The organism is Candidatus Villigracilis affinis, from assembly GCF_016705895.1.
Taxonomy (GTDB): domain Bacteria; phylum Chloroflexota; class Anaerolineae; order Anaerolineales; family Villigracilaceae; genus Villigracilis; species Villigracilis affinis.
Genome location: NZ_JADJKT010000007.1, coordinates 115,338 through 136,930 on the forward strand (window position 1 = coordinate 115,338; position 21,593 = coordinate 136,930).

Sequence of the window (21,593 nt, forward strand, 5' to 3'; positions counted from 1 at the left end):
TATAGCTTACAAACCGCGCAACACACCGCGGATGATCTTCTCGACCTTTGGTGTGATCACCTTTCCAGCTTCGATAACTTCTTCATGGGTCGTGATCGTGGATCCATCCAGGTTAGCTTTGTTGCTCACACCAGAAAGGCCAAGCACGCGCATATCTCCATGCCGCGCAATGATCACCTCAGGCACCGTGGACATGCCCACTGCATCCGCCCCGGCTAAGCGCAGGAAACGCAAGTCGGCAGGTGATTCGAATGAAGGGCCGCTCAACCCGGCGTAAATGCCTTCGCGCAGGGTAAGTCCGCTCTCCTTTGCAACTTTGCGTGCAAGGTCGCAATAGGCGCGGTCATAAGGCTGGCTCATATCCGGGAAACGCGGACCGATCTCATCCAGGTTCGGGCCCATGAGCGGATTCAAACCAGACATGCCCATCAGGTTAAGTTGGTCTGTAATCAGCATGACATCACCCGGCTCGAAATCGGGATGCACTCCACCTGCGGCATTGGTCACGATCATGCTCGGGATGCCCAAGCGCTGCATCACACGTACAGGCAATGTGACCTGTCCCATGGTGTAGCCTTCGTAATAATGGATGCGTCCCTGCATGACAAAGACAGGCTTGCCTTCCAACTCGCCTATGACGAAGCGTCCCGCATGCCCATGTACTGTTGAGACAGGAAAGTTGGGCAGATCTCCATAAGGGATGTACACTGCATTTTGGACGGAATCAGCCAGACCGTTAAGTCCGGAGCCGAGAATAATTCCCACAATGGGTTGAATGGAAATTTGTTTTCTGATCGTCTGCGCGACCGAATCGATCTGTTCAAGAGAAATGAAGTTCTGCATGTATGTATTGTCCGTGTAATTTTTTTGTAAAAGGCCCATCCCCATCGGCAAGCCAAATATACATTAAGATTATATCAGACCTTGAAGACAGCTTTATTACAGGGAAATAACTAAAAAACGCCTTTATATGACCCATAAGGATGGCCACACTATGGGATTTTTCCATTCCCCAACTTTTGAAAGGTAGGTAAAATCAACCCATTATGCTGTCCTCGCCAACCATGGAACATTCCACTGAAAATGAATTGGATTTGCTCGCTTCAGCCATCATCGGGATTTTTGGTGTAAGCCTGTTATTGATCCCGGCCCGGCTGAATCTGTTCATTGCGGGGCAATCCAACTGGCTTATTGTGGCGACAGGCATTTTCGCCTTCAGCATCTCACTTTCCGTTCAGATCGTATCCTTATTTCAGTCTTCACAAAAACAATCCGTTCTCATCCGTAGTGCAGGCATCTTTTTTCTGATCCTTTTTGCGGGGTTATTATTAGAGGCGGGATGTTATGTGGAAGCCATTATTGTTTTATGCACAGCAGCCACGCAATTGATCATTGCCACACCTTTGAGAAATGGTTTTTCAAAGATCAATCTGCTTCAGGTAAGTGCTGTGTTGATTGGTTTTTTAAGTGGAATCTATCTTGCAGTATCAGGGAATCAATACGCCAATCTCGATATAACGCCATACAAACTTCCCTTGGCTGGTATGTTCCTATTGTTCTCCATTACTTGGATGGTAACTGCTTTTTCGTCAACCTCCAAATTCAACCCGCTGGTTTCCCGTCTTCAGGCCATTCCGTGGCTGATATGGTGCGCAATATTCACACCAGTCCTATCCCTTTCAAACTTGATCGCACCCGCCCTGCTGTGTATCGTCATCTTATTCGAAGGCTTCATGCCATGGAAAAAACTGAGCGTTGCGAAGGACAACATCCTTGGTCGTAAAGTCGTGATGATCGTGAGCACACTGGAAATGGCGCTGCTTATTTTCTTAAGCGCGCTCTTTATCGTCATTGATAACTACTCCCTCGGCTCCAACGTTGAATTATTTGCAACCACACATGAAGCCGTTTTTCTTTTTTTCATCGTCATATCAGTCGTGTTCTACATAGCTTTGTTCATGATCCTCATGACGATCAATGGAATCATGAACGAGTTAACAGAATTGGAACATAGAGATTCGGACTCGCAATCGAAATCTGATGGAGCCATTTGGAATAGTCGTCTGGCTCGTTACATCAAACCATTCGTAAGTATTCAGGAGGGGGTACGCATCCGTCTGGTGGCGCAGACCGATCAGATCGGTGTACTCACACAACAGGTCAAAACTGAAAAGAAGCGGAATGCACAACTTACCCTCCTGTTGGAATTAAGCCAGCAGCTCGAAAATCAACTGGACCAGCCCGTGGCCGCACAACTGGCGGTCAATTCGCTGGAGCGCGCATTGGGCTGCTCGCTTGTAAGTTTGTACATCCATGAACCGGACCAGAAGGAATTCATGTTACTTGCCGCAGCCGGGCAACAGATCAGTCTTGTTCCTTCCGGACTTCGTCAAAAAGCCACCGAGGGCGCGCTTGGCCGTGCGGTGCGCCAGAGAAAAACCCAGATCATCAACGATATTGAACTGGATGCGGATTACATCAAGTTTGAGAATGAACAAAACCTCTCGGCGGTGATCATTCCATTGATCTTTAATGGCCACGTCAATGGAGCCATTGTTCTTAACAGCGAAAAGCTCAACGCCTTCAGCAGCATCGACATCGGCCTGGCTGAAGCTGTAGCCGCAGAATTGACCCGCGCCTGGGAACGCTCCAGCTACCACACACGCCTGATGAATCTCGTGCAGGCGGGAAGTCAGCTTTCTGCCATGGTGGAGCCAGCCGCCACCACACGTGAGATCGCATCCATCGCACGCGAAATTTTGCAGGCCCGATTCACTTTTGTGCAGATCCAGCTCGGCCAGGAGCGGAATTTCACCGAGAGCGCCTCATCGGGAGATGCACCTCATCTGCTGGAATCGCTTCAAGAGTCATTGGATTCCGAATCGTTGATAAAAATGGCATTCAATGCCGTACAACCTTTCCGCGTCAGGGATGTGCGAAAGTATTCCTCCACTTCACATCTCGTCATTGACAATGCTGTCTTCCGAAGCATGCTCGCCATACCGATCCGCTGGCATCGTTTGAGCATCGGAGTCATTCTTGCATTTGGAAAACAAAATGAAGTGTTCTTCAATGAAAACGATGAATCGCTGGCGGAACTTCTTTCCATTCAAGCTGCGGGTGCATTCGAAAGCACCTGGCTGCAACAGGAATTACGCACCTCCCTGCGGACCACCTCCCTGCTGTATCGGTTGAGCAACCAGATCATTCAGGCGGAAAACATCAAGGATGCCGCTTCAGATATCGCCCAAACAGCACACAAACTTGCGAAAAGCATCACCACAGGCATCATTCTTTTCAATGCAGAAGGAGACATGGTCGCAGAAGTGGAGATCTCTTCCGAGGGAGTGCATGGGGGCTCTGACCATCCAATGGAGATCATCAGAGATGTGATGGTTTCGGGTCAGCTCATTTACCTTTCACGCGGACAATCCATCATTCGAGCCTGCCTGCCCATCCAAACCCCGATCCGAACCTATGGCGCAGTCTGGATGGACATGCCCGAAAATCAGGGCAATAAACACGCCGCAAATCCAAATGACCTGCAAGCCCTTGTCAGCCAGACGGCTATTGCGCTGGAACGATCGCTTCTATTGGTGGAATCGCAGCGACAAGCCGTCGAGATCAAAGCGGCATACGATATGCTCGAATCCACATACGATCAAACGCTCGCAGCGCTCATGTCTGCTTTGGATGCGAGAGATCGCGAAACGGAAGGTCACAGCCTGCGCGTGAGTCATCTGGCTGCAAAATTGGGAGAAGCGCTCAATTTCTCGCACGAACAATTAAAAGTACTGGAACGCGGATCGCTGCTGCACGACATCGGCAAGATCGGTATCAGCGATACGATCCTGCACAAACCAGGTCCACTGAGCGAAGACGAATGGAAGATCATGAAATTGCACCCGGATATCGGCGCAAAAATTGTCGCAGGCATCCCGTTTTTGCAGGATACCATTCCCCTCATCCGCCACCATCAGGAAAGATGGGACGGTACAGGCTACCCAGGCGGATTGTGCGGCGAGGAAATTCCAATCCTTGCGCGCATGTTCGCGATCGTGGATGCATTCGACGCCCTCACCAGCAAACGTCCATACCGGGAAAGGACATTGACCACCGAGGAGGCATTGAAATATCTGCGCGAACAGGCCGATATTTTATTCGATCCAAAGATCATTGAGATATTCGAGAAGCTGGTCGTGGAAAACCAGCCCGACCTTTTGGCTGGATAAGCGATGAAGATCAAATTCAGTAACTTTACCCCGCAGGAAAATCTCATCTCCATTCTGCCGTCCATTGTAGCGGGCATTCTGGTGCTGCTGGCTACAGTTGTTACAAGCCTGCTTTTCTTCCCCCCGCAAAACCTATTAATTAAAAATTTCATCATTGCTTTTGGCATTGCTGGCAGCCTGTATTTGGCATTCTATTACGTTATCTTCAACACCTCGGTAAATAAATCCAGATTCACATGGCTAAATGTGATTGTCTCAGGAGCCACACTTAGCGCTCTCACATTTTTTATTCCCGAAGAGCTGGATCATTTACTCTATACCCTTGTCTTTATTGCATCCCTCGCAACATCCTTAACTTCCACGCGTCTACCGGCATACAGTCTGATCCTTGGGTTTTCGATCATTTACACTAGCTCACGCCTGGGTTCAGAATTGGAAAGATATGATTGGATCATTCATGCCAGCCAAATTACAGCATCACTCATGGTAATCGAGACCATCCAACAGTTGAAAAAGATCGCCCGCGAACAGATCAACAAACTGGAGATCATCAACGAGCTGAGCAAGCAAATCGTCTCCACGCTCGACACAAAACAGGTTTTCACCCTGCTGAATGCTGCATTTCAAAATGCGCTTGACGCCGATTCCTATTTCATCGGGATCGTGGAAGGGGAGGAGGTCCGCCTCGAATTGCTCTACGATGACGGGGAATACTTCCATGATGTGAAACTTCCCAGGAGAGGCACATTCTCCGGGTGGGTCATTGATCACCAGCGGGAACTCTTCCTCCCCGACCTGCGGCAGAACATTCAGCTCGAAGGTGTTGAGATCGTGCTCGTTGGGCAGGGAAAAACATCTCTTTCCTGGGTGGGTGTTCCCATGCGCGGCACCTATGTAGACGGGCTCATGGCGATCGCAGCCTATCATCCAAATGCCTTTGACCGCGGCGACGTTGAATTACTCTTTACCATCGCACAACGTGCCACACTTGCACTGGACAATGCCCATCATCACGCCATCGCAGAAGAACAGGGACGTCTCGACAGCCTCACCCACGTTTACAATCACGGATATTTTCTCAGGATGCTGAACAAACAAGCCGGGGAATGTCTGGCAAATAATCAGCCGCTAAGCCTGATCATGCTTGATATCGATTTCTTCAAACAATACAACGACACCTTCGGGCATCTGATCGGCGACGAAGTACTCGTCAGCCTGTGCAAAACCATCCGCATGCACATCAAAAGCACCGATGCAGTCGGGCGCTGGGGCGGGGAGGAATTCGTCATCTTCCTTCCAAACACCAATGGCACACAAGCCACACAGATCGCCCAACGCATTCGCGAGAGTCTGGCAGCCCACAAAATTCAGAGCAACGATCACATCAATCTGCCCATTCCAACTATAAGCATGGGCATTGCAGTCTTTCCCATCGAGACCAACGAAACCACCAAACTGATCGACCTCGCTGACAATCGCCTTTACATAGCAAAAGAACGCGGACGGGATCAAATTGAACCCGTAGCCGCGTTCTGGGAAAACCTCGAAACGAAATAGCCTTACTTCATAACCGCTGCAAACGCCTTTATCGCTTTCTCCACACCGGCGTCATCCACCCAATAATGCGTTACCAATCTAAATCGGCGGGGGCCAGCCCAATCCACCAACACGCCATGTTTCTTCATTTCTTCGATGATCTGATCCACACTCAATTTGACTTCATCCGCCAGGTTGAAAAAAACCATGTTCGTGGATGAAGAGCCGAACGCATCCAACTTTAATCCCTGAACCTGATTCAACCCCTCAAACAGTTTCTTCGCCCGGGCATGATCCTGCCCAAGCCGCGTGGACATTTTCTCCAGCGAGATCAATCCCGCCGCCGCCAGCACCCCCGCCTGACGCATGCCGCCTCCCACCATCTTCCGCAAATGACGCGCGCGGTTGATGAATTTCTTCGTCCCCACCAGCATCGATCCCACGGGTGAGACCAATCCCTTGCTCAAACAAAACATCACAGAATCAGCAGGTTCGACCAGATCCTTCACTGAAATGTTCAGCGCCGTCGCCGCATTGAAGATCCGCGCCCCATCGACATGCAACGACAGGTTGTTCTCACGCGCGATCTTCCCGACAGCCCGCATGTAATCCGCAGAAAGCACAACACCGCCGCACGCATTCTGCGTATTCTCCAGGCAGATCAGCCGCGTAATGGTGTGATGCACATCCTCGCTCTGGATTGCAGCGAGGATCTCATCCAGTGCAAGCGTGCCGTCAGTTTGATTCTTCAGCGGGTGCGGATGAATCCCGCCAAGCGCAGACATTCCACCCGCCTCGTTCACATAAATATGAGATTTATCGCCGACGATCACCTCATCCCCGCGCTGACAATGCACCAGCAAAGCCAGCAAATTCCCCATCGTCCCCGATGGGACAAAGAGCGAATCCTCCTTGCCAAGCATCTCTGCGGCTTTTTCCTGCAGTGCGTTTACCGTCGGGTCATCCATGTACACATCATCCCCCACTTCCGCTTCGGCCATTGCCTCACGCATCTCGGGCGTAGGTTTGGTAACGGTATCAGAACGAAGGTCTACAAATTCCATGGCAAACTCCTCTAAACAATATTTTCTTTTGCAAAGATCGATCTTGAATTCATATCGAGGACAACAAAGGAAGGCAAGCCAAGCTCACTCCAAAAAGGGAAAGCAGGGATTCCCATCAGGCGCGACACAAACAAAGAAATGACCGTCCCATGCGCGGAGATGGCGATCCGTTTACCTGCATAAAAATCCAGCACAGAATGCACAGCTCATTCAAAGCGTCGGTGACAGTCATCGGCGCTTTCGTTCAATATTATTTCTTTATTTAATTTCAATGAACTTATTACCTCAAGAGCGCAGGTCGGTCAGCACACTTTCCAACTCCTCTGGCAAGGCGGCGGTAAAAACTCTGGGCTCTTTTTCTCCGGGCAAAACGATCTTCAAACGATAGGCATGCAGGAAATGCCTGTCAATATCAACAGTGAGGCTTTTGCGTCCATAGATCGAATCACCCACAATGGGACAGCCCAAAAACTGACAATGCAGCCTGATCTGATGCGTGCGCCCCGTGTGGGGATGGAACTCCAAAAGCGTATGGTCTGTGAATGCTTCGAGGGTTTTATATTCACTGACCGCTTCGCGTCCCTTGCCCGCAGTGACAATGGCCATCTTTTTTCTATGGCTTGGGTCACGCCCAATCGAGGCTTCCACGCGTCCCGTCGGTGTGGGCGGTTTGCCATCCACCAGCGCGAGGTAGGTTTTCTCAACTGTGCGCAAGCGGAATTGATCCTGCAGCCAGCGATGAGCACGCTCATTCTTTGCAAGCACGATCAAACCCGAAGTTTCCTTGTCCAGGCGATGGACCAACCCCGGGCGTTCCTCGCCGCCGATGCCTTCAAGATCGGGGTCATATCCCAGCACCGCATGAACCAACGTACCAGAATCATGCCCCGCCGCAGGATGAACGACCATCCCCGCAGGTTTGTTCACGATGATCAGGTCGTCATTTTCAAAAATAATATTGAGGGGAATATCCTCACCCACCAGGCCGCTCGGCACAGGCGGCGGCACACGCACTTCGATCTCCGCGCCTGATTCAATGGACTGCCCCGATTTCTTCGCGCGGACATTATTGATGGTGACAAATCCTTCGTCGATCAATCCCTGCAAGCGCGCCCGCGAAAATTCGGGCAAACGGGTTACAAGAAATTTATCAAGGCGGTCAGCCTTTTCTCCATCATAAACAAACTTTTCGATGCGATCACTCACGATTGTCCGCCATTCATTTTAGGTTGCTCGCCGCTGACCGGTCCATCAACAGGATCAAGGGCAGGCAGCGACTCATCATTCGCTGATAATTGTTCGCCGTTTTCTGACGCTTGTTCCGCCGCCTTTAATTTCTCGTTGCGCTCATTGATCCACACCCCAAGCAAAAGCACAGCAACACCAACCGAGATGGAGGCATCTGCAATATTAAAAACAGGAAAAGAGCCGACGGAAATAAAATCCGTGACCCGCCCCACACGCAGGCGGTCGATCAAATTTCCAGCCGCCCCGCCAAGCTGTAAACCCATCGCCAGTTTCAAAGTCCAGTCATCGGCTTCGACGCGCGGATAATAATAAATGATCGCGCCGATCACAATGAAAGCCAGAATGGTGAACACGATATTCCCATTCTGAAACATGCCAAAGGCCGCGCCGCTGTTATACCAATGCACAATGCGGGCATACGGGCTCAGCCAGCTCAGAGATTCAGGCAGCCACTGCGTGCCAAATTCAATGTTCGTACGGACAAGCCATTTCGTCCACTGATCCAAAGCGATGCTTGTACCCCCAACGCCGAATAAAACCAAATAATCTTTTACTACACGATTCAAATTTCACCTCAATTTCAAATTTGTGCGCCTATTGTACCGCACGGGTAAACACACGCGGCACGCGCGCGCTGATGTTCGTCATCACTTCATATTCATTCGTGCCCGTCCAATCGGCGAGGTCTTCAGCGGTAATTCCACCGCCAAGCAAGATCACCTCGTCCCCCACTTTTACATCATCTCCGCCTGCATTGACCATAAACTGGTCCATGCAGATGCGCCCCACCTGCGGATATTCTTTTTCATTGACGATCACCCGCGCCTGATTCGTCATGCGACGGAAATAGCCATCGGCATATCCGCATGGGATGGTGACGATTCTTGTCGGCGCCTCAGCCTGCCACAACGACCCATAGCTGACTCCACGCCCGGGCTGGGTGACCTTGCTATAAACGACTTTGGATCTCCATGTCAACGCAGGTTTGACCTCAATGGTCTTTTCCACATCGCGGCCAGGATAGACGCCATAAAACAAAACGCCGGGCCGCACCATATCGTAATAACTTTCGGGGTGCAATAAAATCGCACCCGAGTTAGCCGTATGCCGAATACGTGGATGCGGCACTCCCCTCTTTTCATACATGGACAGAATCCCTTCAAAGCGTTCAAGTTGCAAAGAAAGCGGTGTCATATTTTTCTGTAATGACATTACTTCAGAATTTGCAAAATGGGTAAAGATGCCCTCCATATCTAAATGGCTACACGACAAAGACTTCTCAATTAAAGATTCCGCTTCGTATTCGCGGACACCGATGCGTTCCATGCCAGTATCCACCTTGAGGTGGACTTTGAGTCGCTTACGAGTAGATTGTGCCAGTTGTTCAGCAGCAGTCAACAGGTCCAGTGAAGAGGCGGCGAGGGTTAAGTCGTATTCAAAAAAGTCGGACAGCTGCTGAGGCAGAGTCCCACCCATTACGAGGATCGGAGTCGCAATTCCCATTTTACGAAGATGAATTCCTTCTTCGACAATGGCCACGCCGATGTAATCTGCAAAGGGAGCAATGAAGGGCGCAACGCCATCCACGCCGTGGCCATAGGCATTGGCCTTGAGCACCACAAGGACTTTGGCTGGCGCAGCCTTCGCGCGGATGTTTTCGAGATTTTGTTTTAACTGGGTGAGATTGACTTCAAGATATGTGGGACGCATCTTTTTATTTTATCTCATCGGCGTGTTCGTTTATTTTTTCGCACGCCAGTGATATTCCACATCAGGCTCGGATTCGGGCGCGGGGCTGACGCCAAATCCTTCAGCGATAAAATCGTTCTTCTCGTAGAAAGCGCGCGCCATTTTGTTTGCAACATGCGTGTATAACCAAATATGCTCGGGCAAAAGCTCGCGAGCCTTTATGAGCAATGCCTGCCCAATCCCCTGCCGATGATATGCAGGATGGACGTACAGGCGGTCAATGAGCTCGCCCTGAATGGCAATAAAACCAAGCGGGACGCCGTCACGTTCGTAGACCCACATTTGGGTTTCGAGAACAATGACATTGCGAAAGTAGGCCTGGGCTTCATCGAATTTATAGTCCATGCGCGCCATCATATCGGGCATGGCTACGGTCTGCGCATCGAACCACAGACGGGTAATGGGCTCAAAATCCTCTGTTTTGTAGAGGCGGATTGTGTTTTGCATGAGCACAGTATACCCGACTCATTAAAAAAACCCCGAAGGATGGAATTCCTTCAGGGTTCTTACTTTGAGGGCAATGAATTAATGCCACGCGCCGAGGATGGCTCCCATAACCACGAAAGTAATGAGGTGGTTGCCTGCTTCAAGCACCCACGCCTTTAAGCGGTCTGCGAACAATTTGTTCGTCAGGCTTGAGGGGGCTACAAAACCGAGCCAAAGAAAGAAACCAGCCATTGCACCGGAACCCAGTGTTGCACCGCCAGACATGCTGCCCATGGCATTAACCATAAGAGCCATAAATACTGCCTGAACGAATGCAGCGAACACGATCAAGCCCCAGACCATGGCCATGCTCATACTACTGCCGGGTTCCTGGCCATCTGCCTTGCCAACGGCCTTCCACCAGATCGGGAAAAATGTCTTTGGCCCAAACCAGATTCCACCAATCATCATGCTAGCCAAGACACAAGCAACAACAGCCAACCAGTTTATAGAACCAAAATCCATCTCAACCTCCATTGATAAATTCGATCGGCACGCGCCAATCTTTTCGCCATTATATCAGAAAATTTGTTCTATAATTGAGGGCAAAAAAAACGAGCAGGTTCACCACCTGCTCGCTCCTGATTACTGCTCTTTATTCACTGTCTACTAAATCTACCCACCCAATGCCTCGTTCAACCAATCCAGGAATCCCTTTTCCTGCGGCTTGACCGTGGTACCCAAACTTTCAGCCAGCTTCTCAAATAATTGATGCTGTTCCTTTGTCAGCTTGGAAGGAATCGCCACATTGACGATCACCAGTTGATTGCCGCGATCCTTGCGTCGTAAATACGGAACTCCCTTGCCCTTCATCGTGATGACTTTTCCAGGCTGTGTGCCAGCGGGGATCTTTAATTTCTCTTCGCCATCGAGGGTGGGCACATCCACTTCCGCGCCGAGGACGGCTTGTGCCACATTAATATCAAGATTCAAGACCACATCATTATCGCGGCGTTTGAAGAATTGATGCGGTTTCACATCCAAAACCAAAAACAGACTGCCGCTGGGGCCGCCAAACACACCGGGCGCGCCTTCCCCATTCAAGCGGATCTGTGTGCCGTGATCCACACCTGCGGGAATCTGAACTTTCTTCTTGATGCGTTTGCGTTCCAGCCCGCCGCCTCGGCAGGTCTTGCATGGAGATGAGATCGTCTCGCCGCGCCCATTACAGGAAGGGCATGCCGCCGTCTGCACCATTTGACCCAAAAAGGTCTGACGTACCTGACGGACTTCACCCTGCCCATTACAAGTGGAACACTTCACGGGTGACGTACCGGGCTCTGCGCCATTGCCATTGCAGCGCGAACAGGTTTCCTCGCGCTCGAATTCAATATCCTTGTCAATGCCAAAGACCGCTTCTTCAAAGGTCAGCGGAATGGCCATTTGCATGTCACGGCCGCGGCGCGGGGATTTGCGCGAACGGCGTCCCGATGAAAACCCAAAACCGCTCAGCAGGTCTTCGAAAATATCTCCGAAGTCGGCGCTGTAATCGTGGAAACCGCCGCTGCCCATGCCGCCGAGTCCCTCTTTGCCAAAGCGGTCATAGCGCGCACGCTTGTCAGAATCCGAAAGCACACCGTACGCCTCGTTGATCTCTTTGAATTTCTCTTCAGCGTGTTCTTCCTTGCTTACATCGGGGTGATACTGACGTGCGAGTTTACGAAACGCAGCCTTGATCTCATCATCGCTCGCGTTCCGTCCAACACCTAAAGTTTCGTAATAATCCTGGTTGCTCATGATTTGGTTACAGGTTGAAGATTCAAGGTCACAGGTCGGGTTTCAAATTACAACCTTGAACCTGTACCTTTCAACTCGTTTACTCCTTCACTTCACCATCAACCACATCAGGCCCGGCTTCACTCGGATTTGAACCCGCTTCGCCGCTACCCGCTGCCTGACCCTGCTCATAGACGGAAGCACCGATCTTTTGAATCGCCAACCCCAAAGCTTCAGTCGCGGCTTTGATCTTTTCGACATCTTCACTCTGCGCCACAGACTTAACCTCAGCGGTTTTGGATTCGACTTCACTGCGAACCTCAGCAGGGATTTTGTCGCCAAATTCACGCAGCGCTTTATCGGCGGCGTAGGCGGTGTTATCCGCATTATTACGGACTTCGATCAGTTCCTTGCGCTTGCGATCATCCTCGGCATGGGCCTCTGCGTCCTTGCGCATCTTTTCCACTTCGCTGTCGCTCAAGCCAGAGGAAGCCGTGATCGTAATGTGCTGTGAACGTCCAGTGGCTTTATCTTTGGCACTAACTTTTAAGATGCCATTCGCATCCACATCGAAAGTGACTTCGATCTGCGGCGTGCCGCGCGGCGCGGGGGGAATTCCATCGAGGATGAATTTGCCCAGCGACTTGTTGTCATTCGCCATCGGGCGTTCACCCTGCAGCACATGGATTTCAACTTGCGTCTGGTTGTCACCCGCGGTTGAAAAAACCTGCGTTCGGCGGGTCGGGATGGTCGTATTGCGTTCAATTTGAGCCGTGGCAACACCGCCCAAAGTTTCGATCGAAAGAGTCAACGGGGTCACATCAAGGAGAAGAATGTCCTTCACTTCCCCGCCGAGCACGCCCGCCTGAATCGCCGCACCAATGGCAACGACTTCGTCAGGGTTCACACCTTTGTGCGGGTCTTTTCCAAAAAAGGCGCGTACACGGTCTTGAATGGCGGGCATACGGGTCATACCGCCCACCAAAACGATCTCGTTAATATCGCCTGCATTTAATCCAGCGTCAGCCAATGCCTGTTTGACGGGAGCAATTGTTCGGTCGACAAGATCCGCTGTGATCTGTTCCAACTTGGCGCGGGACATGGTCATCACCAAATGCTTGGGGCCGCTTGCATCGGCAGTCAGATAAGGCAGATTGATCTCAGTCTGCATCACGGTGGAAAGCTCGATCTTCGCTTTTTCAGACGCTTCCTTCAAACGCTGCAAAGCCTGACGATCGTTGTTCAGGTCAATGCCGTTATCTTTCTTGAAGGTCTCGATCAAATGATCCATGATGCGCAGATCGAAATCGTCGCCGCCGAGGAAGGTATCGCCGCTCGTAGCGCGCACCTGAAAAACGCCGTCACCCACATCGAGAATGGAAACATCAAACGTACCGCCGCCAAGATCATACACAACGATAACTTCATTTTTCTTTTTATCGAGACCATATGCAAGAGAAGATGCAGTCGGCTCGTTGATAATACGCAGCACTTCGAGGCCAGCGATCTTGCCAGCATCTTTCGTGGCATTACGCTGCGCATCATTGAAATACGCAGGGACCGTGATCACAGCCTGTGTAATCGTTTCGCCAAGATAAGCCTCGGCATCGGCCTTGATCTTTGCAAGGATCATCGCCGAAACCTCGGGCGCGGAGTAATCCTTCTCGCCGAGGCGTACGCGCACATCCCCATTGTCCGCGCCATTGACGGCATACGGCACGCGCTTGCGGGTGCGCTCCACTTCGGGGTCATCAGACTTGCGCCCCATAAAACGCTTCACTGAAAAAATTGTGTTCTGCGGATTCGTGATCGCCTGATTGCGCGCCACACGTCCCACCAAACGCTCGCCGTTCTTATTCATCGCCACCACAGAAGGGACAAGTCGTTCGCCTTCCGCAGAGGGAATTACAACAGGTTCCCCGCCAGACATAACAGCGGCTACCGAGTTGGTCGTACCTAGATCAATACCAATGATTTTTGCCATGAGTTCAGTTCTCCAGTGTCAAGTTTCAAGTATCAGGTTTAATCACGTATCAAGCAACCTGACACCTGACGCGTTTTTTTATTGTGCCACCCTCACAAGGGCAGGCCGTATCACTCGTTCGCCGAGCATATATCCATTTTGCACCACATCGATGACATGTTCGCTTTCAACTTCATCGTTGGGTTCATGTGAGATCGCTTCGTGGAAATTCGGATCGAAGGGTTTCCCTTTTGCATCAATACGCTTCAGACCTTCGCCTTCCAAAATATTCTGCATCTTGCGTGCGATCAATTCAATGCCGCTCGCCCATGCATCGTCGGCGGGGCGGTTTTGCAGGGCGCGCTCCAGGTCATCCAGCGCAGGCAACACTTTTTTGATGATGTCGCCCTTCATGCTGGCATACATCAACTCATTGTCACGCTCGATGCGTTTCTTATAATTCTGGAACTCCGCCTGAGACCTCGCCCACCCATCCTTATATTCGCCAGCCTTGGATTCGGCTTCCTTCAATTGATTGACCAACGCTTCACGCTCCGCCGAATCTTGATTTCCATCAACTGGCATTTCTTCAGCTGCGGCTTGATTCTCATTGAATTCGTCCTGTCTATCTGTCGCTTTTGACATGTTTCTCACTCTCATTATAGAAATTAGTGATTAGAGAATAGAGCCTAGGCTCTATTCTCTAATCATCTGAATTTATTCACCCGAAATCGTATCGTTTACCAAATCACTTAACAACCCTGCCACATAACGCACGGTTGGGATCGTCCTTGCATAAGACATGCGCATCGGACCCAGCACGCCGAGGGTGCCTGTCACCAAACCTGGCACGCCATATCTTGCAACCACCATCGAGCATTGACGAAGTTCATCCCAGCCGCCTGAGCCACCGATCAGCACTTGCAACCCGCCGACACTGCTGTTGGAGGAGGCCCGCGCCAGCAAGCCCTGCAAAGTCGATCTTTCTTCGAACAGGCGCAAAGCCCAACGCGCTTCATCCGATTCTGCGAATTCGGGTTCGTCCAACACGTTGGTGAGACCATCGGTATAAATTTCGCCTGAGGCACTTTCGGAGGTGCGCTTCATATCTTGAAGCAGGAGGGTGATAATATCCTGTTCAAGGGCATCCGTACGGGATGAAACAGCGGCGATCCCAGCCATGGAAAGGCCAGCCAATATTGTATTGAGATGTGTCGCCACCTGACTGAGCCTATCCTGGGTGACGATCTCGGCCAGCGTTAAGACCTGTTGGCTGACTTCACCACCATCCATGACCATGACCATCAAGACCTGACGTCCCTGTGTGGAGATCAATTCAATGTGCTTGAAGCGGCTCATTTCCGCGTGCGGCGCGGTGACGACCGAGACGCCTTGTGATTGATTCGCAAGCACAGAAGCGGCAAGGGTCATCCACTGATCCACATCGGAGCGGGCTTGAAAAAATTGATGCGAGATGGTGTTTTGCACCGACGCAGGCAATTCCGCTTTGTGGATCATCTCTCCGACGAAAGCCCGATACCCATCTTCAGAGGGGACGCGTCCCGCCGAGGTGTGGGGTTGTCGTAGGTAGCCCATCTCCGTCAGCGCTGACATTTCGTTTCGGACGGTGGCAGGACTCAGGTCAAGATGGAATCGTTCCACCAGTCGCTTTGAGCCGACAGGCTGCGCCGTCTCAATATAGTCGCGAATGAGGAGTTGGAGGATGGTCCGCTGTCGTTCGGTAAGTTCAGGCATCGAATGGTAAGTTTACATGCGCAAATGAAGAGCGTCAATAAGAGGAGTGTAAGAGTTTACGGCGATGTAAGAAGAAAGAGGAAAGACCGAAAATCTTTCCTCTTTCGCGTTTCTCGTAAAGGATCTGGCTATGGGGCGGTTTGAATGGGCCGCCAGGCTGGGTCGAAGTCGTCAAAGGTGACATCTTCGGTGATGCGCGCAAGGTTGCCTCCCGCCGGGGTGGAATAATAGACGTGATAACCGCGGTCGCCGCCGCTTTCGTAGGCGATCCAAAAGCTGCCGGGGGAGTAATCTACATCTTCAACGGAGCGAACACTAAGGGGGAGTTTCAAGGCCGTATCTGAATTCTCGCCAAGTTTGTGTGAGAACAGATCAGGGAATATGACTTCTTCAGCGCTGCGCTGGCTGAACAGGATAAATTTTCCATCGGGCGTCCACACGGGATATTGGTTTGAAAAGACATTGCCGCTTGTGAAGAGCATTCTCTCGTTTGACCCAAGGCTGGACATCAACCATAATTCATAGGTGGCCACCCGTTTCAGGGAGTAGACCAACTGCCTGCCATCCGGCGACCAGGCAGGCTGGCGGGCCGAGGTTGTGGGATCGGTTTCAACCAGGCGCTGGACTCTGTCGTTTTCAACATCATAGGCATAGATCTGCATGTATCCATCGCGCAGGGATGTGAAGGCAATGAATTTTCCATCGGGAGACCAGGCGGGTTCGAAATCTCCGCCGAGGGCTGTGGGCAATGGCTGTAACCCGGTGCCGTCTGGATTAATGATGAACAGGCTGGCTTCAGGATAGGCATCTTTTTTCACTCCGCATGGGGACGTGAATACCAGTCTGTTTCCATCGGGGGCCCACGCTGGCTGACATGCACCACCAGCCATGTTGGTGACGGCAATTGCCTGATCTGTAAGGATGTTAGTGAGATAGATCTGAGGCAGGCCCGTGCGGGTGGAGACGTATGCGATCTGCAAATAATCTGCGCCGATCGGTGTCGGCTCAATGGTTTGGTCGACTACTGAAGTGGGCGTTTCTACTTGAACTGGTGTAGGTTCGAGCGTAGCCGTTGGGTCGGTATTTTCAACTGCCATCGGAGTCGGCGGAACCGATACGATTTCTGTTGGAACGATTGTGGGTTCAACAGGCGGTAAAAATGGGAATAATTTCCGTACTGATTCCGGCATTACATCCGGGGCAAAAAGTATGATTCCTAAAAAGACAATAAAACTGATCGCGAGCACAGCCCCGATCACAGCCCGCATATTTCGGCGATTTCGTTCAAGCAGTTTTTTGCGTGGAGAAACAAATTCCTGGTCTTCGAGCGACGCGGAGGAATGTTTGATGATGTTGACGCTCTTGACCGGGTCGCTTTTTCTCTCCGCTTCCGAGGGGGGCGGGGCGATCGTATAAGTTCCAAGCAATTGCTGCGTCTTGGACTTGGAGTTGAGCATGGCAAGTTTGAATTCATCCGCATTTTGGAAACGATCAGCGGGATCCACTTCCATGGCTCTTTCGATGGCAGCGGCGAGTCGGCGGGTTACTTCCGGGTTGCGTTTGCGCAGGGGAGTAAGCTGGGCATTATCCATTGCGCGAGCAAGGCCATCTTCCGGGATCACACCGGTCAGGGCGGCATACAAGGTCGCGCCTAGGGAATAAATGTCGGTACGCGCATCGGTACGCGCAGTGCCATATTGTTCGGGAGGGGAATATCCGGGCGTCATCGCGCGCGCGCCCGTGGTGGTGGCTTGATTTCCCTGCATGATCTTGGCAAGGCCAAAATCCACGAGGAAGATATGCCCATCGGGTGAAATCTTGACGTTACCAGGCTTTATATCACGATGCAGGATCGGGGGTTTGCGGGCATGTAAATAGGAAAGGGCATCGCAGATGGCTGCGCCGATCAGAATGACCTCATCTTCGGGGAGAACACCCAGCCGCTCCATGCGCTGGCGCAAGTCCTCCCCCTCGATAAAATCCATAACGAGGTATTGGCCTTCTCCAGCGATGACAAAGTGATCTGAAACTCGAGGCAGGTTTGGGTGGCGGATATTCGCCAGAATGACCGCTTCCAGGCGGAACTGGCGCGCATATTCTTCTGTTGTAAACAGGTTCTCTTTAACAGCAACATCCACGCTGAGGTTTTCGTCAACAGCGCGGTACACCGACCCCATTCCCCCCTGACCTAGATTCTCTTGAATCCGATAGCGATTATGTAAAATGGTTTCGTGTTCGAGAATCATCAAATTCCTGTCTGCTATTTTTTTTCGTTCCGCAAATCAACAGATTATTTCCCAGCGATGGGTATTCTACTCTCATGGATAAATAACTTTCATTTCCGTTCTATTTCAATACTATTTTATTTCAATTCAACAAGCTGACCGTTAATATTTTTGAAAGGTATCAACTAGCATTAATGAAACTATTTCAACGAATTTACTCGTGATTTTAGTCAAATATTTTACCAATTGTTATAAATATCGAAAACGCCAGAGTACGATATTATACTCTGGCGTCCGGGGATTCTATACGAAATGATCAGTTTGGAGTGGGTCTCCAAGCAGGGTCGAAATCCAAACCTGGATCGGAAGTGATGCGGATGCGATTTGCGCCTGTCACAGTCACGTAAAGGATGTCATTGTTTTCGCCGGCCTCCTCCCCTTCGAACAGGAGATGGAAGCCATCCGGTGAATACTCAACATCCTCAACGGAAAGGACATTCAATGGTAAAAGGGTGCCCTGTTCCACGGAGCGGTCAGTGGCGGAAATGCTCATTAGGTACGGCAGGCAGAAGGTGGTGGCACAGCGCTGGTTGAAAAGAATCAGCGCTCCATCCGGCGACCAAGTGGGGAGATAATCTGTGAACGCCACACCACTGCGCACAATCTGCTTTTGTTCTGTGCCATCTGCATTCATCAACCAGATCTGATAAACGCCAAAGCGTTTAACCGAATACGCAATCTGGCTTCCATCCGGTGACCATGAAGGCTGACGCGCCTCAACGCTCTTGGCACCCTTCGTCACTTGAATGGCGGTCGAGAGATCATCCACCTTGACCATGAAAATCTCCATTTGACCTGTGCGCAGGGATGTGAACAAAATGGTCTTTCCATCCGGTGACCATGCGGGGTCGAAATCGCCGCCAGGGACGGTGGAGATCGGGGTCAGGTCGCTGCCATCGGCATTGACGATATACAAAGCCGCCTGATAATAGATATCATCCATGCCTTTGCATGGGGAAATGAAAACGATCTGCTGACCATCCGGAGACCATGCAGGCTGGCAGGCGCCATCTGGCATATCGGTGATCTGAGTCGCGGTCTGGTTGGAGATGTCAGCAAGATAGATCTGCGGCAAGCCCGTGCGGTTGGATGCGTATGCAATCTGCCCGGAACCACCCCCCACTGGTGTTACAGACAAGGTAGGCGTGGATGAGGGTATATTCGTAGCGGTGACAATAGGTGTTGCAGTATGGGTTGCTTCAACAGGAATATTCCCGGTGGGAGCTGAAGTAGGAGTACGTGTATTTGTCGGAACAGTTGTCGCTGTGGGAGGCACATCGGTGGCCGTAGAGGTCGGCACAAGCGTGAACGTTGGCGGAGAAGTTGGTGTGATTGAAGCCGTCACCGTGCTTGTGGGCACGAGGAATGGAATTTGAGCGCGTATGTTTTCAGGCAACAAGCTCGGCGCAAAAAATGGCACGCCGACCAGGAACAGTAAAACTAAAACAGCGACAAAACGGATCAGTGCATTTCTACGCTTGCGTTCGCGTTCCTTTTGTTTTTTAAGTGGGGAGACAAACGGCTGGTCGTCTTCCACAGGGGCCGGCTGCGCCGGGCCTGTCATCTGGCGAGGCGGAGTCTTTTCTTTTTCCTTGGCGGCCACTACTTCAGCAGGATCATTTGGCAGAAAAGATTCAGCAGGCGGCGGCGAGACAATGTATCCGCCCGGCCTTGATTGGGATTTTGAACTCGAACCAAGCAATGCCTTCTTGAAATCGTCAGCATTTTGGAAGCGGTCGCTGGGATCGATGGCCATGGCTTTTTCAATCGCAGCAGCCAGACGGCGCGAAACTTTGGTATTTCGTTTGCGAAGCGGAGTTAGCTGGGCATTATCCATCGCGCGCGCAAGACCATCTTCCGGGATAACGCCACATAGCGCCGCATACAAGGTTGCGCCCAATGAATAATAATCTGTACGGGGATCGGTACGCGCCGTACCATATTGCTCGGGCGGAGAATAGCCAGGCGTCATGGCACGTGCGCCTGTTGTAGTGGCCTGATTATTTCCCTGATACACCTTTGCAAGGCCAAAATCAACAAGGAAGATGTGACCATCCGGGGTTATTTTTACATTACCAGGCTTGATATCGCGATGAAGAATAGGCGGCTTGCGGGTGTGCAAATAAGCGAGCGCATCGCACATGGCCGCGCCGATCTGCAATGCATCCTCTTCAGTGATGGTGCCCAGCCGCTCCATGCGAAAGCGCAGGTCTTCCCCTTCGATAAAGTCCATCACCAGATACTGCCCCTGTTCGCCCAATTCAAAATGATCGGAAACGCGCGGCAAATTTGGATGACGCAAATTTGCCAGGATCACCGCCTCAAGACGGAACTGGCGGGTATATTCCTCGGTTGTGAACAGGTTTTCCTTTAAAGCAACTGCCACGCCAAGATTTTCATCTATGGCGCGATAAACAGAACCCATGCCGCCCTGACCAAGAATCTCAATTATTCTATAACGATTATGAAGGAGGGTGTTTTTCTCTAGCGTCATCTACGAACCCTTGTGATTTATACGGAATAATTCAATTATATCAGATGGAATTATCACCCGTATTGCGCCCAGCCAGCTTTAACCTTACAAACAACCATGGCGCGCCACCTGCCACCCACCAACCGATCAACGTGTAGCGAATGAAGCGCAGCAAGTAAAAAATAAAGCCTTCGCCACGCGGAAAAATCGCACCCAGCCCCATATACAGGATGAGCACCCCGATCAAGCCGATGACATAACGAATGGCACGCTTCGAAATCGGACCCGAAGCCTGCACCCCGCCAAGGGAGTGAATCCACGCCGCGCCAATTGCCACGCCGAAGAGCGTCCCTGCTGAGGTGAAGGTACCGTTCGGGTCGAGCGGAGCAGGCAACTCGGTCCCGGCCAGAGCCGCGTTTGAAATCCAAATTTCAGGGACTTGATATCCAGCCCGCAGGGACGAAGCGCCAAATCCAACGACGATAAATATCAATGAAACGATAAAGCCGACCATGATCTGCTGGCCCATCGTCTTTTTGTCCAGCCATTCGGCAGCAGGTTTCCAAAAACGAACAAAAAGCCACAGAAGCAAGGCACCAAGCGCCCAGCCAATAATGACATCATGCGAAAAATGAACGCCGAGGAACATGCGCGAAAAACCGATCAAAAATATGATAACGAGTGAAAGGACCCAAATCCATCTCCGCCCCATGTATGCAGCGAACATACCCCACACACTTACCGCATTCTGAGCATGTCCGGAAGGAATACCGAAACCAGTTTCAGAACTCCACCAGGCGTGAATATCGGTGCTGACCCAATACGGTCGCGGCCCGGCAAAGGCCAATTTGCCAACATTATTTAATACATTGCTTGTAACAAGGATAAGCGCCACCCGTAAACCAAGTGCAGAATCGACACTCCAATAAAGAAGCGGCAGGACTAATAAAAAGAATTCCTCGTTGCCGAGGTAACTAAAGAACTGCATGGGAGCGATCAACCAGTCCCCCAGTCTTTGAAGTACGATAATGAAGGCAATACCGCTCTCGATTAAGGTCTGCATACCATCCTCCAGTAGGGTTTTTT

16 protein-coding genes are annotated in these 21,593 nt (G+C 51.2%); 2 read left to right on the forward strand and 14 right to left on the reverse strand.

Annotation, left to right across the window (positions count from 1 at the left end):
* Window positions 1–6 precede the first annotated feature (6 nt).
* Window positions 7–843 carry a purine-nucleoside phosphorylase gene (locus tag IPI86_RS05345; RefSeq protein WP_345296955.1) on the reverse strand — a complete coding sequence of 279 codons (837 nt, stop codon included), beginning with the start codon at window positions 841–843 and terminating at the stop codon, window positions 7–9.
* A gap of 203 nt (window positions 844–1,046) precedes the next feature.
* On the opposite strand from IPI86_RS05345, the gene IPI86_RS05350 reads away from it, so the two are divergent.
* Both IPI86_RS05350 and IPI86_RS05355 read left to right on the forward strand, forming a co-directional pair.
* The gene (locus IPI86_RS05350; RefSeq protein WP_345296956.1) at window positions 1,047–4,232 is read left to right on the forward strand and encodes an HD domain-containing phosphohydrolase; all 3,186 of its coding nucleotides are present in this window, start codon (window positions 1,047–1,049) and stop codon (window positions 4,230–4,232) included.
* Between the two features lie 3 nt (window positions 4,233–4,235).
* Window positions 4,236–5,789 (forward strand): sensor domain-containing diguanylate cyclase, encoded by a 1,554-nt coding sequence (locus IPI86_RS05355; protein ID WP_345296957.1) that lies wholly within the window; start codon window positions 4,236–4,238, stop codon window positions 5,787–5,789.
* Between the two features lie 2 nt (window positions 5,790–5,791).
* Here IPI86_RS05355 and ltaE read toward each other — a convergent pair whose 3' ends face one another.
* From ltaE to IPI86_RS05420, 13 genes are all read right to left on the reverse strand, one after another.
* Window positions 5,792–6,832: a low-specificity L-threonine aldolase gene (ltaE, locus tag IPI86_RS05360; RefSeq protein WP_345296958.1), complete on the reverse strand. Its 1,041-nt coding sequence runs from the start codon at window positions 6,830–6,832 to the stop codon at window positions 5,792–5,794.
* Window positions 6,833–7,117: 285 nt separating this feature from the next.
* Entirely contained in the window at window positions 7,118–8,038 is a 921-nt protein-coding gene (locus tag IPI86_RS05365) for an RluA family pseudouridine synthase (RefSeq protein ID WP_345296959.1), read from the reverse strand.
* A complete protein-coding gene (gene lspA, locus IPI86_RS05370; protein ID WP_345296960.1) occupies window positions 8,035–8,646 on the reverse strand; it encodes a signal peptidase II in 612 nt (203 codons plus the stop codon). The genes IPI86_RS05365 and lspA overlap by 4 nt, the downstream gene beginning before the upstream one ends.
* Window positions 8,647–8,674: 28 nt before the next feature.
* Window positions 8,675–9,790, reverse strand: a complete 1,116-nt coding sequence (gene alr, locus IPI86_RS05375; protein WP_345296961.1) for an alanine racemase — start codon at window positions 9,788–9,790, stop codon at window positions 8,675–8,677.
* 30 nt (window positions 9,791–9,820) lie between these two features.
* Window positions 9,821–10,276 carry a GNAT family N-acetyltransferase gene (locus IPI86_RS05380; protein WP_345296962.1) on the reverse strand — a complete coding sequence of 152 codons (456 nt, stop codon included), beginning with the start codon at window positions 10,274–10,276 and terminating at the stop codon, window positions 9,821–9,823.
* Between the two features lie 78 nt (window positions 10,277–10,354).
* A complete protein-coding gene (locus IPI86_RS05385) occupies window positions 10,355–10,780 on the reverse strand; it encodes a DUF1761 domain-containing protein (RefSeq protein WP_345296963.1) in 426 nt (141 codons plus the stop codon).
* 150 nt (window positions 10,781–10,930) lie between these two features.
* Entirely contained in the window at window positions 10,931–12,055 is a 1,125-nt protein-coding gene (gene dnaJ / locus IPI86_RS05390) for a molecular chaperone DnaJ (RefSeq protein ID WP_345296982.1), read from the reverse strand.
* A gap of 76 nt (window positions 12,056–12,131) precedes the next feature.
* Window positions 12,132–14,015: a molecular chaperone DnaK gene (gene dnaK, locus IPI86_RS05395; protein WP_345296964.1), complete on the reverse strand. Its 1,884-nt coding sequence runs from the start codon at window positions 14,013–14,015 to the stop codon at window positions 12,132–12,134.
* A gap of 78 nt (window positions 14,016–14,093) precedes the next feature.
* On the reverse strand, window positions 14,094–14,639 hold the full coding sequence (gene grpE, locus IPI86_RS05400) for a nucleotide exchange factor GrpE (RefSeq protein ID WP_345296965.1): 546 nt from the start codon (window positions 14,637–14,639) through the stop codon (window positions 14,094–14,096).
* 72 nt (window positions 14,640–14,711) lie between these two features.
* Entirely contained in the window at window positions 14,712–15,749 is a 1,038-nt protein-coding gene (gene hrcA / locus IPI86_RS05405; protein WP_345296966.1) for a heat-inducible transcriptional repressor HrcA, read from the reverse strand.
* A 128-nt stretch (window positions 15,750–15,877) separates the two neighbouring features.
* The gene (locus IPI86_RS05410; RefSeq protein ID WP_345296967.1) at window positions 15,878–17,995 is read right to left on the reverse strand and encodes a protein kinase; all 2,118 of its coding nucleotides are present in this window, start codon (window positions 17,993–17,995) and stop codon (window positions 15,878–15,880) included.
* A 295-nt stretch (window positions 17,996–18,290) separates the two neighbouring features.
* On the reverse strand, window positions 18,291–20,528 hold the full coding sequence (locus IPI86_RS05415; protein ID WP_345296968.1) for a protein kinase: 2,238 nt from the start codon (window positions 20,526–20,528) through the stop codon (window positions 18,291–18,293).
* Between the two features lie 40 nt (window positions 20,529–20,568).
* Window positions 20,569–21,570 (reverse strand): phosphatase PAP2 family protein, encoded by a 1,002-nt coding sequence (locus IPI86_RS05420; protein WP_345296969.1) that lies wholly within the window; start codon window positions 21,568–21,570, stop codon window positions 20,569–20,571.
* Window positions 21,571–21,593: the final 23 nt, after the last annotated feature.

What these genes read in the sequence shown, in the direction of transcription:
- grpE (WP_345296965.1), bottom strand. Translation starts at nt 14,639, where the DNA reads ATGTCAAAAGCGACAGATAGACAGGACGAATTCAATGAGAATCAAGCC.
- hrcA (WP_345296966.1), bottom strand. Translation starts at nt 15,749, where the DNA reads ATGCCTGAACTTACCGAACGACAGCGGACCATCCTCCAACTCCTCATT.
- dnaK (WP_345296964.1), bottom strand. Translation starts at nt 14,015, where the DNA reads ATGGCAAAAATCATTGGTATTGATCTAGGTACGACCAACTCGGTAGCC.
- IPI86_RS05410 (WP_345296967.1), bottom strand. Translation starts at nt 17,995, where the DNA reads ATGATTCTCGAACACGAAACCATTTTACATAATCGCTATCGGATTCAA.
- IPI86_RS05385 (WP_345296963.1), bottom strand. Translation starts at nt 10,780, where the DNA reads ATGGATTTTGGTTCTATAAACTGGTTGGCTGTTGTTGCTTGTGTCTTG.
- IPI86_RS05345 (WP_345296955.1), bottom strand. Translation starts at nt 843, where the DNA reads ATGCAGAACTTCATTTCTCTTGAACAGATCGATTCGGTCGCGCAGACG.
- IPI86_RS05415 (WP_345296968.1), bottom strand. Translation starts at nt 20,528, where the DNA reads ATGACGCTAGAGAAAAACACCCTCCTTCATAATCGTTATAGAATAATT.
- ltaE (WP_345296958.1), bottom strand. Translation starts at nt 6,832, where the DNA reads ATGGAATTTGTAGACCTTCGTTCTGATACCGTTACCAAACCTACGCCC.
- IPI86_RS05350 (WP_345296956.1), top strand. Translation starts at nt 1,047, where the DNA reads ATGCTGTCCTCGCCAACCATGGAACATTCCACTGAAAATGAATTGGAT.
- alr (WP_345296961.1), bottom strand. Translation starts at nt 9,790, where the DNA reads ATGCGTCCCACATATCTTGAAGTCAATCTCACCCAGTTAAAACAAAAT.
- IPI86_RS05420 (WP_345296969.1), bottom strand. Translation starts at nt 21,570, where the DNA reads ATGCAGACCTTAATCGAGAGCGGTATTGCCTTCATTATCGTACTTCAA.
- IPI86_RS05380 (WP_345296962.1), bottom strand. Translation starts at nt 10,276, where the DNA reads ATGCAAAACACAATCCGCCTCTACAAAACAGAGGATTTTGAGCCCATT.
- IPI86_RS05355 (WP_345296957.1), top strand. Translation starts at nt 4,236, where the DNA reads ATGAAGATCAAATTCAGTAACTTTACCCCGCAGGAAAATCTCATCTCC.